The organism is Alcanivorax sp. (assembly GCF_017794965.1).
In the GTDB taxonomy this organism is placed as follows: domain Bacteria; phylum Pseudomonadota; class Gammaproteobacteria; order Pseudomonadales; family Alcanivoracaceae; genus Alcanivorax.
In genome coordinates, this window is record NZ_CP051240.1 from 465104 (window position 1) to 479408 (window position 14305).

General features: G+C 58.3%; 12 protein-coding genes and 1 tRNA gene. 9 read left to right on the plus strand and 4 right to left on the minus strand.

Annotation, left to right across the window (positions count from 1 at the left end):
• The first annotated feature begins 8 nt into the window (after positions 1 to 8).
• Positions 9 to 2996, plus strand: coding sequence for a peroxisomal multifunctional enzyme type 2 (locus tag HF945_RS02090; RefSeq protein WP_022983801.1), 2988 nt, complete (start codon positions 9 to 11; stop codon positions 2994 to 2996).
• Positions 2997 to 3019: 23 nt separating this feature from the next.
• Positions 3020 to 4201, plus strand: coding sequence for a lipid-transfer protein (locus tag HF945_RS02095; RefSeq protein ID WP_031225738.1), 1182 nt, complete (start codon positions 3020 to 3022; stop codon positions 4199 to 4201).
• Positions 4202 to 4459: 258 nt separating this feature from the next.
• Here HF945_RS02095 and HF945_RS02100 read toward each other — a convergent pair whose 3' ends face one another.
• Both HF945_RS02100 and HF945_RS02105 read right to left on the minus strand, forming a co-directional pair.
• Positions 4460 to 5815 (minus strand): integrase arm-type DNA-binding domain-containing protein, encoded by a 1356-nt coding sequence (locus tag HF945_RS02100; RefSeq protein ID WP_022983799.1) that lies wholly within the window; start codon positions 5813 to 5815, stop codon positions 4460 to 4462.
• 182 nt (positions 5816 to 5997) lie between these two features.
• Positions 5998 to 6084, minus strand: a tRNA-Leu gene (locus HF945_RS02105).
• Positions 6085 to 6211: 127 nt separating this feature from the next.
• Between HF945_RS02105 and rnr the strand changes: the two genes are divergently transcribed.
• Positions 6212 to 8665: a ribonuclease R gene (rnr, locus tag HF945_RS02110; protein ID WP_290524126.1), complete on the plus strand. Its 2454-nt coding sequence runs from the start codon at positions 6212 to 6214 to the stop codon at positions 8663 to 8665.
• A 133-nt stretch (positions 8666 to 8798) separates the two neighbouring features.
• The gene (gene rlmB / locus HF945_RS02115) at positions 8799 to 9560 is read left to right on the plus strand and encodes a 23S rRNA (guanosine(2251)-2'-O)-methyltransferase RlmB (protein ID WP_290524127.1); all 762 of its coding nucleotides are present in this window, start codon (positions 8799 to 8801) and stop codon (positions 9558 to 9560) included.
• Between the two features lie 150 nt (positions 9561 to 9710).
• Here the strand turns inward: rlmB and HF945_RS02120 are convergent, their stop codons facing one another.
• Together HF945_RS02120 and HF945_RS02125 are read right to left on the minus strand one after the other, a co-directional pair.
• Positions 9711 to 10226: a hypothetical protein gene (locus tag HF945_RS02120; RefSeq protein WP_290524128.1), complete on the minus strand. Its 516-nt coding sequence runs from the start codon at positions 10224 to 10226 to the stop codon at positions 9711 to 9713.
• Between the two features lie 4 nt (positions 10227 to 10230).
• Positions 10231 to 10932, minus strand: coding sequence for a hypothetical protein (locus tag HF945_RS02125; RefSeq protein ID WP_290524129.1), 702 nt, complete (start codon positions 10930 to 10932; stop codon positions 10231 to 10233).
• Positions 10933 to 11226: 294 nt separating this feature from the next.
• Between HF945_RS02125 and rpsF the strand changes: the two genes are divergently transcribed.
• From rpsF to dnaB, 5 genes are all read left to right on the plus strand, one after another.
• Positions 11227 to 11568 carry a 30S ribosomal protein S6 gene (rpsF, locus tag HF945_RS02130; protein ID WP_035233465.1) on the plus strand — a complete coding sequence of 114 codons (342 nt, stop codon included), beginning with the start codon at positions 11227 to 11229 and terminating at the stop codon, positions 11566 to 11568.
• Positions 11569 to 11570: 2 nt separating this feature from the next.
• Positions 11571 to 11885, plus strand: coding sequence for a primosomal replication protein N (gene priB / locus HF945_RS02135; RefSeq protein ID WP_290524130.1), 315 nt, complete (start codon positions 11571 to 11573; stop codon positions 11883 to 11885).
• 14 nt (positions 11886 to 11899) lie between these two features.
• Complete coding sequence (gene rpsR, locus HF945_RS02140) at positions 11900 to 12130, plus strand: 30S ribosomal protein S18 (protein WP_022983792.1); 231 nt, start codon at positions 11900 to 11902, stop codon at positions 12128 to 12130.
• An 18-nt stretch (positions 12131 to 12148) separates the two neighbouring features.
• The gene (gene rplI, locus HF945_RS02145; RefSeq protein WP_246970110.1) at positions 12149 to 12601 is read left to right on the plus strand and encodes a 50S ribosomal protein L9; all 453 of its coding nucleotides are present in this window, start codon (positions 12149 to 12151) and stop codon (positions 12599 to 12601) included.
• Between the two features lie 271 nt (positions 12602 to 12872).
• A complete protein-coding gene (dnaB, locus tag HF945_RS02150; protein ID WP_246970107.1) occupies positions 12873 to 14267 on the plus strand; it encodes a replicative DNA helicase in 1395 nt (464 codons plus the stop codon).
• The last annotated feature ends 38 nt before the right edge of the window (positions 14268 to 14305 follow it).

Genomic DNA, 14305 nt, shown 5'->3' on the forward strand with positions numbered 1-14305 from the left:
AAAGTATCATGGCAGAACTTCGTTTTGATGATCGTGTAGCCATTGTCACCGGTGCCGGGGGCGGGCTGGGCCGGCAGCATGCCCTGACCCTGGCCGCGCGTGGCTGCAAGGTGGTGGTTAACGACCTGGGTGGCAGCGCCCACGGTGATGGCAAGTCGTCGTCTGCCGCAGACAAGGTGGTGGATGAGATCCGGGCCATGGGAGGGGAGGCGGTTGCCAACTATGACTCGGTGGAAAACGGCGAGTCGATAGTACAAACCGCGTTGGATAGCTTCGGCACTGTGGACATCGTGGTCAACAATGCCGGCATCCTGCGTGACGTCAGTTTTGCCAAGATGTCGAAGCAGGACTGGGACTTGGTGTTGAAAGTCCATCTGGAAGGTTCCATGAGCGTCACCCATGCGGCTTGGCCGATCATGCGTGAGAAGGGCTATGGCCGCATCATCATGACGACCTCGGCAGCCGGCCTCTACGGTAACTTTGGTCAGGCCAACTACTGTGCTGCCAAGTTGGGTCTGGCCGGGCTGGCCAACTGTCTGGCGGAGGAAGGTCGCAGCAAAAACATTCATGTGAATACCATTGCGCCGATTGCGGCCTCTCGGCTGACTGAAACCATCATGCCGCCGAATTTGCTGGAAAACCTCAAGCCAGAAGCGGTCAGTCCGCTGGTGGCCTGGTTGTGCCATGAAAAGTGCGAAGAAACCAAGGGTATCTTCGAAGTGGGTGCCGGCTTCATCAGCAAGTTGCGCTGGGAACGTAGCCAGGGCAATAGCTTCCCCCTTGGCAAGGCCTTCAGTGTTGATGATGTAGCGCGTCGTTGGGGCAAGATCACCGACTTTACCGATGCGGAGCATCCATCCAATGTCAACGAATCCTTCTCGCCGATTCTCGACAACATCAACAACCCGTCACTGGGCGGCAACGAATTCATCGATCTGGATGTGGCCAGCAAGGAAAGCCTCGAGCTGGAATCGTCCTATGATGAAAATGACCTGTCGTTGTATGCCCTAAGTGTCGGCGCCGCACGTGATCCGCTCGACAAGGATGAACTGAAGTTCGTCTACGAGCTGGGTGGCAATTTCCAGGCGTTGCCCACCTATGGCGTCATGCCACAGATCGGCGCGATGCTAAAGGCAGCAAAAGAAGGCGCGCTGGCTCTGCCAGGGATGAACTTTGGCTTCGACCGGTTGCTGCATGGCGAGCAATACACCGAAATCAAACGGCCGCTGCCGCCGCACGCCAAGCTGAAGCACACCTTCAAATTCAAGAAGGCATTGGACAAGGATCCGAATGCGGTAGTTACCTTTGCTATTACCTCCACCGACGAAAACGGTAACGAGGTGGCCTATAACGAGATGACCTCGTTCGTGAAAGACGCCGGCGGCTGGGGCGGTGAGCGGGGCGATTCCGGCGAGATCAATGTGCCGCCCGCACGTGAACCGGATGCGGTGATCGAAGAGAAAACCGACGCCAACCAGACGCTGCTGTATCGCCTGTGCGGTGACTGGAATCCGCTGCACGCCGACCCGGCGTTTGCCAGGGCGTTCGGTTATGACAAGCCGATCCTGCATGGGCTGTGTACCTTCGGTTATGCCGGACGCCATGTCATCAAGGCGTTCAGCAATAACGATGGCCGTTATTTCAAGAGCATCAAGGTGCGCTTTGCCAAGACGGTATTTCCGGGTGAAACCCTGGAAACGCGCATGTGGAAGGAATCCGATAACCGCATCATCTTCGAAACCTGGGTGAAAGAGCGTAACGAGGTGGTGCTGAAGAATGCCGCCATCGAGTTGTTCTCGGAGATTCCGGCAGAAGCGCCGGTGCCGGAACAGGTGTCCGCCGAGGAAGTGTCTGCGCCGCAGGTGGAGCAGGCGGTGACGCCTGACGATGTGTTCGCGGCGGTGGCGACCTACATCAAGCAGAAACCGGAACTGGTTGATCAGACCGGTACCAGCTTCCAGTTCGAGTTCAGCAATCCGGATCAGCAGTTCTTTATTGATCTGAAAAATGCACCAGGCGCGGCAGGGCCTGGCACGATCGACAAACCGGACGTGACTCTGGCGCTGGACAGCGAGCATCTGGCGACCGTGTTTGGTGGCGATCTTGCGGCGGTGCAGAAACTGTTCTTCGGTGGCGAGCTGAAAATTTCCGGCAACGTGATGGCATCCAACAAGTTGACCGTGTTGCAGGACATGGACCCGAAACTGGCCGAGCAGGCGCGTGACAAGCGCGTGGCTGACGGTGGTGGTTCACAAGCTGTCGCAGTACCGGTCGAATCGCAGGAGCCGACCATGGCGGATGTGTTCAGTGCCATCGGCCACTTCATCGCTGACAACCCGGATCTGATCGAGAAGGCCGCTACCAGCTTCCAGTTTGCGTTCAGCAACCCGGATCAGGATTTCTATATTGATCTGAAAAACGCACCGGGTACCGCCGGGGCGGGCCAGCTGGACAAGGCGGATGTGACGCTGGAGTTGGACAGCAAACATGCCCCGACCCTGTTTGGCGGTGATCTGGCTGCGGTACAGAAACTGTTTTTTGGTGGCGATCTGAAGATCGGAGGTAACGTGATGGCCTCCAACAAGCTCACCGTGTTGCAGGACATGGACCCTAAGCTGGTGGAGCAGGCACGCGACAAGCGATTGGCCTCCGGCCAGCCGGATACCGCTACCGCACAACCGAAAAAGCAGAAAGCACCGCAGGCGGAGAAAGTGCTGCCGGAGCTGGCGGAAAAACTGTCGGCCATTGGTGGACAGGGTGGTGTGTTGCAGATCAAGGTGCGGAGCCCAGACAGTGCCTGGTTTATCGATCTATCCGCCTCGTCGCCCGGCATCGTCAGCGGCGAGAAGGACGCGGCGGCGGTGATCACGCTGGACGACAGCAAGCTTGCCGACCTGATTGCCGGCAAGGTGGCCTTGAGCACCTTGTACCAGAAGGGCGACATGCGCGTCGACGGTGACCTGGCGCTGGTGCGCAAACTTGAACAAATCCTGTAACGCCATAATTCGGAGAACAGAGAATGAAACGTAGAGTGAATGTGATCGGTGTCGGGATGACCAAGTTTGCCAAGCCCGGTGCCAGCGATGATTACCATGTGATGGCAAAAGCGGCTGGCCTCGCCGCAATGAAGGATGCCGGCATCCAGTACAGCGATGTTGAGCAGGCGTTCTGTGGTTATGTCTACGGCGATTCCACCTGTGGTCAGCGTGCCGTGTATGAACTGGGCTTGACCGGCATTCCCGTGGTCAATGTGAACAACAATTGTTCCACCGGTTCGTCGGCCCTGTTCCTGGCGCGCCAGGCCATCGAAGGCGGTTTGGCTGAATGTGTCATCGCCCTGGGTTTTGAAAAAATGGAGCGCGGCGCGCTTGGTGCTAAGTTCAATGATCGCGAGAACCCCATGAGCCAGCATGCGCAGGTGATGATGGATACGCAGGGCTTCAATCAGGCGCCGCCGGCGGCACAGATGTTCGGTGGCGCAGGGCGTGAATACCGCTGGAAGTACGGCACCAAACGGGAAACCTTCGGCAAGATTGCCGAGAAGGCGCGTCAGCATGCCGCCAACAATCCTTACGCACTGTTCAATCAGGTGCTGTCGCTGGAAGAGATCATGGCGTCAGACGAGGTGTTTGATCCGCTCACCCGTTTCCAATGCTGCCCGCCCACCTGTGGTGCCGGCGCCGCGATTCTGTGTTCGGACGAGTTCGCCAAGAAGCATGGCATTGCTAACCCGGTGTATATCGCCGCCCAGGCGATGACCACGGATTTCGCCAGCAGCTTTGATGAAAAATCCATGATCAAGATGGTCGGTTACGACATGACCCGTTCCGCCGCCGACAGCGTGTACGAGCAGGCCGGTATCGGCCCGCAAGACATCAATGTGGTCGAGTTGCACGACTGCTTTACCGCCAATGAGCTGCTCACCTATGAAGGTCTGGGTCTGTGCCGGGAAGGCGGCGCGGAGAAATTTATCTGGGATGGCGACAACACTTATGGAGGCAAGTTCGTGACCAATCCGTCCGGTGGCTTGCTGTCCAAGGGGCACCCGCTGGGGGCTACAGGTCTGGCGCAATGTGCCGAACTGGTGTGGCAGTTGCGTGGCCAAGCAGAAAAGCGACAGGTCGAGGGAGCTCGGGTAGCCTTGCAGCACAACCTTGGTCTGGGGGGGGCCTGTGTAGTGACCCTGTACCGCAACGATTGAGCCGTTACATGCAAGGGATGGGCTGGCTGCGCTTCTGATCGGGATGTTGACCAAATAGGGCGGTATCTTAGACGGGCTAGGACGCTTTTGGATGCCTGGGGACTATGCTCAATGACTTGCTTTGCAGGCCTGCGTTATGCTGCCGCCCACGAAGGGTTAGGGTTCCATTTTTTTGCGATTTTTCGGCTGAAAGTCTGTGTTGTTACTTGCACCCGGTGATTTCGAGCTACGAGTGTTTGGTAAAGATCGGAGTGGCGACTAATCAGATGTGGGTTTTTCCTGGGATGCATAATTGCTAAATAAAGCTGTAAAGCTTTTCTTGCCATCCTTCTTTAGATTGCCATTCTCTTTTTCAGTCGATTCGCAGCTAAGGCTGTATTGAGTTTCTGGGGTTGTTCCCGCCCGTTCAAATTGTTTCCCATCTCGAAGGGCGTCTAGGTAGTTGGCCCACTCCTGCATCATTTTGGTGCGCTGACTCAGGAAGCTGGTTCTATTATAGGCGGTACCATTGGGGTCTTTGACGGCATGAGCCAGTTGGTGCTCGATCCACTCAATCCTATAGCCCAGTACTTCGTCCAAGATTGTCCGGGCTGTTGCTCGGAAGCCATGGGGGGTTACGTCATCGTTGCCGTAGCCCATATCCCGAAGGGCCACTCGGACGCCATTCTCGGATAGACAGCGGCTTGCCCCTCGTTGCGACGGAAAAACGTATTTGCCGCGTCCGGTAAACAGGTGGATATCCTGTAGTAACGCCATGGCTTGCTGCGGTAGTGGTACTATGTGGGGATGGCGCATTTTCATCTTGTCGGCAGGGATCTCCCAGCGCTGCTCTTCCCAGTTGATCTCGGACCATTCCATTTGCCGGATTTCGCCTGGGCGCTGGAATAAGATGGGGGTCAGAAGCAGGGCGGTTTTCACCACTGGGCCTGCTGTGGACGCTTGCATGTCCCGTAGCAGCTTTCCCAACCGGGAAGGGTCGGTGATGGCGGCGCGGTGTTTTACCTTGGGTGACTTGAGCGCTCCTCGCAAGCTTGCCGTGGGATCGATTTCGGCTTTTCCCTCAATGATTGCATGGCGGAAGACCTGGCCGCACTTTGTCTTCAGGCGTTGAGCTGTTTCCAGCTTGCCGGTTGACTCGACTCGGCGGAGGACATCCAGCAGTTCTCGGGGGGATATGTCGGCAATAGGCCTGTGTCCTATATAAGGAAAGGCGAAGGTTTCCATGAGCCAGCGATTTTTCTTGTCTGTTTCGGGGGCTACCTGCTGGCGCACCAGCCATTCCTGGGCAACAGCCTCGAAACTGTTGGCCTGGGCTTCGGTGCGAGCCAGTTTCTCCTGGCGGCGAGCTTCGCTAGGGTCAATGTTGTCGGCAAGTTTGAGCCGCGCGTCTTTGTGAGCTTTTCGGGCGGCCTTGAGGGAGATTTCGGGATACACCCCAAGTGCCAAGGATTTCTGCTTACCTAGGAAGCGGTACTGATAGCGCCAGTACATTCCTCCATCAGGAGAGATCTGTAAGTAGAGCCCGCCACCGTCAGCAAGCTTGTAGGTTTTGTCTTTCGGTTTGGCCTTTTTGATCTCAAGGGCCGACAGCTTTTCCATCGCATTCTTGCTCATTTCCTGTTCCTTGGGCGTTGTTGGTATCTGAAAGAGGCCAGCAGGGCAGTGCCAACATAAGTACCAACAGAAATGCTGGTATCTGGTTGGATTCCATCGGATGGGATTAGAGCGAGTATAAACGAAAAAAGCCCTGAACCAGACGGTTGCAGGGCTTTGTCGGACTCCGTAAGAGTCATGTTTGGTGCCGAGGAGAGGACTTGAACCTCCACGGGGTTGCCCCCACTAGCACCTGAAGCTAGCGTGTCTACCAATTTCACCACCTCGGCAATTTCGTGCTGAACTTTTTATCCGTGAGGTAAAGTTTTTACCGTTTCACGTAAGGTTCATCGCGAAAGCGCGTGCATTCTAGTATATGATGACCGGATGTCAAACCCCTTTTCGAAAAAATCTTCAATGCCCTCAAAAAAACGTTATCGCGACCCTCATGCCGACCGAGAGGCGGAAAAGTACGAAAATCCGGTACCCAGCCGTGAGCTGATTCTGGACGTACTCAACGATCAGGGTAAGCCCCTGTCCTTCGACGAGCTGGCCGCGCTACTGGAGGTGGGCGAGGACGGCGAAGTCGGTCTCGACCGCCGTGTGCGTGCCATGCTGCGTGATGCGCAGCTGGTTCAGAACCGTAATGGCAAGGTGGGTGTCGTCTCCCGCATGGATCTGATCCCCGGGAAAATCCAGGGTCACAAGGATGGCTTCGGCTTTCTGATTCCGGATGACAAGACCCAGAGCGACTTGTTTCTTGGCCCTCGCCAGATGGAAAAGGTCATGGATGGTGACCGGGTACTGGTTTCCGATGCCGGCGTGAACCGCTTTGGCAAGAAAGAGGCCCGGATCGTCGAGATCACCGAGCGTGCCACCACGGAAGTGGTGGGCCGCTACTACCGTGAAGCCGGCATCAGTTTTGTGGAGCCGGAAAACCGCCGCATTACCAAAGAGGTACTGGTCGAGGACAAGAATGGCATCAAGCCAAATCCCGGCGATCATGTGCGAGCCACCATTACCCAGTACCCCAGCCGCGACCACCATGTATTGGTGCGCCTGGAAGAAGTGATTGCGACCCCTGATCAGGCCGGTATGGAAATCGAAGTGGCCCTGCGCCGTTTCGAAATTCCCCACGTCTGGCCTGACGGCGTGGAAGAGCAGGCCAACAAGTTTGGTGATAGTGTGCCCCACAAGGCCAAGGCCAACCGGGTGGACCTGCGTGATCTGCCGCTGCTGACCATTGATGGCGAAGACGCCCGCGACTTTGATGATGCGGTATATGTGGAACGCCGTCCCCGCGGTGGCTGGCGCCTGATCGTGGCCATTGCCGATGTGAGCCACTATGTGTACCCCGGTTCGGCGCTGGACCGTGAGGCGGCCAAGCGTGGCAACTCGGTGTATTTCCCCAACCGGGTTATTCCCATGTTGCCCGAAGCCCTTTCCAACGGGCTGTGTTCCCTCAACCCCCATGTGGACAGGCTCTGTCTGTACTGCGACATGACCATTTCAGCCAATGGTCGTCTGTCCGGCTTTGTGTTCCGCGAAGGGGTCATGCGTTCCCGTCATCGCCTCACCTATACCAAGGTGGGCGCCATGATCGAGGAGCCGGAATCCGAGCTGGCCCGCCAGACCGTGGCCAGCCTGGATGACGAATCCCTGGACATGCTGTGGGCCTACCATGAGATGTTCCTGGCCCTGCGCAAGCGCCGGGTGGAGCGGGGCGCTATCGACTTCGACAGCGAAGAAACCCGCATCATCTATGACGAGAACCACAAGATTGAAGGCATGGTGCCGGTGGTTCGCAATGTGGCGCATATCATGATTGAGGAGGCCATGCTGGCTGCCAACATCTGTGCTGCCAAATTGCTGGAAAAAGCGAAAATTCCGGCGCTGTACCGCAACCACGAGCCGCCCAAGGAAGAGCGCCTGAGCAAGCTTCAGCAGTTCCTTGGGGGGCTGGGGCTGAGTATTGCCTGGTCCGAGGGGGCGCCGAAGCCGGCGGTGTTCCAGCAGCTGCGTGAGCAGATCCTGGACCGCCCGGATCGCAACGTGATCCAGACCATGATGCTGCGCTCCATGACACAGGCCAAGTACGAGGCGGAGAACAAGGGGCACTTCGGGCTGGCTTACAAGGCCTACACCCACTTCACCTCGCCGATCCGTCGTTACCCGGATCTGCTGGTGCATCGCGCCATCCGCTACCTGATCCGTAGTGAGGCCCTGCCTGCCCACGTGGATAATCCAGGCCAGCTCCCGGCGATTCCGCAGGAAAAGATCGTTCCTTATAACCAGGCGGATATGGTGGTGATCGGCGAGCAGTGCTCCATGACCGAGCGCCGGGCTGATGATGCCACGCGTGACGTGGTTTCCTGGCTCAAATGCCAGTTCATGGAATCACGGATTGGCGAAGTCTTCGAAGGGGTGATCAGCGGCGTGGCCAATTTCGGCCTGTTTGTCCAGCTCAACGACCTGCACATTGATGGTCTGGTGCATGTGGCCAATCTGGATAGCGACTACTATCACTTTGATGAGGTGAACCTGAGCCTCAAGGGTGAGAGCAGTGGCTGTACCTTCAGTCTCGGTGATTCCGTGACTGTGCGGGTGGCGGCAGTACACACCGAAGATCGGAAGATTGATCTGCAGCTGGAGTCTTCGACCCCGTCTCGCAAGGGGCGTCCCAAGTCGGGCAGCAAGCAGGGCGGCAAGGGGCGTGCTGGCCAGAAGAAGGGTGATGGGCAGTCTGCTGCGGCCAAAAAAGGTCCGTCCGAGCGGGAAAAGCTGGCCAAGGGCGATATCCCCAAGCCCAAGGCCAAGCGCAAGGGCCCGCCCCGCGGTAAAAAGGCGGCCCGGCGCACGAAGAAGAGCTAGGCTTTTCTTCATGCTGTAGGAGCTTGCCTGCAAGCGATTCGCACCGTTAGTGCGAATCGCTTTCAGGCAAGCTCCCACCTCTTTCTTTTCTCCACCGCGTGTTGCGTGGTGCATGTAGCGTGCAGGCGTCTCAATGAGTAAAGCCCAGAAACCCCTGATGTATTCCGGCTTCCATGCGGTGGAGGCGCTGTTGCGGCATCGTCCCGAGGCCGTGCTGGAATTGTTTGTGCAGGACACCCGTGCCGAGCGCGAAGAGCCGCGTCTTGAGGCAATGATCCGGGCAGCAAAGGATTTCGGTATTGCCGTGCAGCGCGCTCGCCGAGAGGTGCTGGAGAAGCATGCCGGCCCCCAGCATCAGGGCATCGTGGCCCGGGCCCGTCCCCGCCGTGCAGCCGACGAAAATGCGCTGCTGAAATGGCTGGATGGCAAGCCCGACAACCCGTTTCTGCTGATTCTGGAGAATGTCACTGACCCCCATAATCTGGGCGCCTGCCTGCGCAGCGCCGATGCGGCTGGTGTGCAGGCGGTGATCGTGCCCCGCCGCGGGGCCGCCGGCCTGACCCCGGTGGCTTGCCGGACCGCCGTGGGCGCGGCGGAAAGCCTGGCCTATTACGAGGTGGGCAATCTGGCGACCCTGCTCGACCAGATCAAGGAGCGGGGCGTGCAGGTAGTGGGCACCGCCCTGGAAGAGCGCAGCACATCCCTGTTCGGTTTTCAGGCGCCGCAAGCGCTGGCCGTGGTGATGGGCGCCGAAGGCGCCGGCCTCAAGCGGCTCACCAAAGACAAGTGCGACCAGCTGCTGGAGATCCCCATGGCCGGCGAGGTGCAGAGCCTCAATGTGTCTGTGGCGACCGGGGTGGTGTTGTTTGCTGTTCGGGCGCAGAAGAGCAGTTAACAGTTAACAGTGAATAGTGAACAGTTGCGCGAGCAACGCTTGCTGTTTTCCAAAGCAAAGAGGCCGCGCCCAACTCCCGGGCGCGGCCTCTTTGCTTTCAGGCATCGAAAACCAGGATCGCGACGCTGTTAACTATTCACTGTTAACTGTTCACTGCTCCCGAACCTGGCTCACGAAGCGCTGCGCTTCCGGTTTGGGCTGCTGGTTGTCGTCTTTGAACGGTGGCCGGATCGGTTCCAGTCGTTCCTTTGAGAGTTGCTGCTTGCCCAGAGGGGGCAGGGGGAAGCTCAGGTGGGTGGTGCGGTCGTAACGACGTGCTTCCTTGTAGTTGGGCTGTTGGTAGCCTTTGGCATTCTGCAGGGCGGTATCCAGGTCTTCCGGGCCGGTGACGTTGTGCCAGTTTGAGGGGGGCTCGGGTTCGGGGGGCAGGATGCGCTCGCCTTCCAGCAGTTTTTCTGTCAGCGCCTTGCGGCGGGCCTTCCAGGCCAGCAAATCGGTGACGAACTGGTCCTGCTGATCATAGTTGCGAATCTCCGGGCGCGGGCCCAGTGCCTGCTCCAGCATGTGCTGCTGCTCGTCGGACAGGTCCGGGCGGGCCAGGCTGGCCGCCGGTATCAGCAGTGCGCAAAGCAAGGTCAGGTGTACGATGACGTTGCCCCGGATCATGATGCTACATCTCCCCGTATGCGATCCCCTCGATGCGAACCATGTCGCCCTCCGGGTCATAGTAGAAGGTCAGATTGCCGGCAAAATAGATGCTGGTGATCAGTGGCACATTTTCTGCCTTGAATGCGGCGACGGCGGCCTCGGATTCACGGGCCCCCAGGGTGCCGTAGACCATGTCGGATTCCTGATGCTGGGCGTCGCCGCCGTCATTGAGTCCGTCCAGCTGCATGCCGACGATGGTCATGGGCAGCACCAGGGGCTCGTCACTCTTCGCATTGCCCAGCAGGGTGCGGATATGCTCGCCAGAAAGCCGTGGAGCGGCCAGTGGGCGGAGTTCAAAGCTGCGCGAGGTCGAGCGGTCGTACCAGGTGGGGTTGGCCTGGTAATCAATGGGTTGAATACGCGCGGATCTGGCCAGGGCGCTGTCCAGCGTTTCGGGTTCCAGGATCACGGTGGGATCGTTGCTGGCAACTGCGGGCGGTTGATAATCCGTCGGACAGGCGGCCTGGTGGGCACTCTGCTGCTGGCTGGCCTGCTTGTATTTCATGATCTGGAGAAGGAAATCGGAGTAATCCGGGTAGTCTTCCAGGTTGGGCTTGTCCGGTACGGAGACCGGACTGCCGCACGGTGGCAGACCTTCCGCTGCATGAAGCGGGGTCAGCAAGCAAAAACTGCACAGGCCGGTGGCCAGGGCTCTGAGGTGCATGGTCGTATCCCAGTTGTTGTTGTTTTCCCCTTTTTTATCAGGGGCTTAGGGTAGACGACGCTTTCTGTAAGCGTTTGTAGCGTTTTGTTTCGAGTCAGCATACGACGGCATGGCGCAATTGGCAATGGATATGCCTTGAGTCGGGCAGGGGGTATGGGATAGAATGGCGCGCTTCCTGCGTCTCCCCCGTGTTTTCACGGGGTGGGGCCGGGTCTCCTTGCTTCACCGGGATGTCGCCAGACGAACGGGAAGCTGATCTGACACCGTGAGGTGTCTCAACCGTAAGGAGCTACCATGCGTCATTACGAAGTTGTGTTCCTGGTCCACCCGGACCAGAGCGAGCAGGTGCCGGCCATGATCGAGCGTTACAGCGCGATCGTGACTGATGGCAAGGGCACCATCCACCGTCTTGAAGACTGGGGTCGTCGCCAGCTGGCCTACTCCATCAACAAGATCCACAAAGCCCACTATGTGATGTTGAACATCGAATGTGACGGCGAAACCCTGGCCGAGCTGGAAAACACTTTCCGCTTTAACGATGCCGTAATCCGTCACCTCGTGATTCGTCGCGACAACGCTGTTACCGAGCCGTCGCCCCTGGCGAAGAACGAAGAGAAGGAGGGGGCAGCCAGCTAATTTTGGAAAGCAATCGCTGCGAACTCACCGGTGTAATCGCCACCTTGGAAAAGGTCGCACTGACGCCGGCAGGGGTACCCCGCCAACGGCTGTGGCTCGAGCATCGCTCCCGCCAGCTGGAAGACGGCCACCCCCGTGAAGTCCAGGCCCGCATCGCCGTGATACTGGCAGGCGGGATGACCCGACAGGCCCAGGGCCTGCAAGAGGGTCAGCGAATCAGGGTAACTGGCTGCCTTAGCCGCGCCGGTTACAAGGGAGACGCCCGGGACCGTTTGCAACTGATTGCCCAGACGCTGGAACCCCTCAATCAGGATTAAACAGGAGATATCCAATGGCCCGTTTTTATCGCCGCCGCAAGTTCTGCCGCTTCACCGCGGAAGGTGTTGAGTACATCGATTACAAAGATCTCGACACCCTGAAAGCCTACATCACCGAAACTGGCAAGATCGTGCCCAGCCGTATCACCGGCACCAAGGCACGCTATCAGCGTCAGCTGGCTTCTGCTATCAAGCAGGCCCGCTACCTGGCGCTGCTGCCGTACACTGACAGCCACGACAGCTAAGCCGAGGGGACTACTATCATGCAAGTGATCCTGCTGGAAACTATCAAGAACCTGGGCGACCTGGGTGCTGTGGTTGACGTACGTTCCGGCTACGGCCGTAACTTCCTGATCCCTCAGGGCAAGGCGCTGCCGGCCACCAAGACCAACCTGGCCGAAGTAGAAGCCCGTCGTGCCGAGCTGGAAAAAGCCGCTGCCGAGCAGCTGGGCGCCGCTCAGGAACGTGCCGAGAAGCTGAACGAAGCCACCGTAACCATCGCCGCCAAGGCCGGTGACGAAGGCAAGCTGTTCGGTTCTGTGGGTACCCGCGACATCGCTGAAGCCATTTCTTCCTCCACTGGCGTGGAAGTAGAGAAAGCGGAAGTGAAGCTGCCCCACGGCGCTCTGCGCGTGACCGGTGAGTTCGAAATCGACGTGGTTCTGCACGCCGACGTGACCGTGACCATCAAGCTGGCTGTGGTTCCTGCCGAGTAATCGACAGTAACTGACAACCGGTTTGCCCCTCGCGGGGCACGGTGACAGAATCAGGGCATTGTCCGCGAGGGCAGTGCCCTTTTTCGTTGAAGAGCAGTTGAAAGTTGAAAGTTTAAAGTTCAAAAGAGCAGGTCAGCCTTGAGTTGGTCTGGAGGGCTGGGTGCCGTTTGTCGCGATCCTCCCGCTTTCACGTTTGCTGCGTGCCTTGGTCGCGTTTCAACTTTAAACTTTGAACTTTCAACTCATAGCCCCCTGAGTGCTGGTATCCCCAATGAACGAACCCGTATCACTGGATAAACATCTTCCCGAAAACCTGAAGATACCGCCCAATTCCGTGGAAGCGGAGCAGGCGATTCTGGGGGGGCTGTTGCTGAACAACAGTGCCTGGGATGATGTGGCCGAACGGGTGGGGGCGCGGGATTTTTACCGCAAGGCCCACCGTCAGATCTTCGAGGTGATTGCCCAGCTGGTGGAGGAAGAGAATCCCTGTGATCTGGTGACCGTATCCCAGGCGCTGGGTCAGCTGGGTCAGCTGGAAGACATCGGCGGCATGACCTACCTGTCTGAACTGGCCCGAAATACCCCCAGTGCGGCCAACATCACCGCCTACGCGGAGATTGTCCGCGAGCGCAGTATCCTGCGGCAGCTGATTAATGTGTCCCACGATGTGGCGGACAGCGCCTTCAACCCGGAAGGCCGCAAGTCGCTGGAGATTCTCGACAAGGCAGAATCCGCCATTTTCGAGATTGCCGAGCAGCAGAAGAAAGGCTCCGGGCCCCAGGATATCAAGACGGTGCTCAAGAAGACCGTGGACCGGATTGATGAGCTCTACAAGAACAAGAGCGCTATCACCGGTGTGACCACCGGCTTCGATGAACTGGACAAGATGACTGGTGGTCTGCAGCCCTCGGATATGGTGGTTATTGCCGGTCGTCCTTCCATGGGTAAGACCACCTTTGCCATGAACCTGTGTGAGAACGTGGCCATCAAGGCCGGCAAGCCGGTGCTGGTGTTTTCCATGGAAATGCCCGCGGACTCCATCGTCATGCGGATGCTCGCCTCCCTGGGGCGTATCAACCAGACCTCGGTGCGTTCCGGTAACCTGGAAAAGGATGACTGGCCGCGCATTACCTCCGCCATTCACATGCTTAGTGAGCAGAAGTTCTATATTGATGACACTCCGGCCCTGAGCCCGCTGGAAATGCGTGCCCGTGCCCGCCGGGTGGCCCGGGAGTGTGGTGGCGAAATTGGCTGCATCATGGTGGATTACCTGCAGCTGATGCAGGTGCCCGGGGTGGATAACCGGGTGAACGAAATCTCGGAAATTTCCCGCTCCCTGAAAGGGATTGCCAAGGAGCTGAACTGCCCGGTGCTGGCCCTGTCCCAGCTTAACCGCTCGCTGGAACAGCGCCCCAACAAGCGCCCGGTGATGTCGGATCTTCGTGAATCCGGGGCGATCGAACAGGACGCCGACTTGATCACCTTCCTGTACCGGGACGAGGTGTACAACAAGGACACCAACGAAAAAGGTGTGGCCGAGGTGATCATCGGCAAGCAGCGTAACGGCCCCATCGGTACCGTCCGCCTGGCCTTCCAGGGTCAGTTCTCGCGTTTCGATGATCTGGCGCCGGAATACTATGCCCAGCTGGCAGCAATGGATGAATAAGGCGCTGGACGCCGGATGCCTGACGCCTGACGCGAAAA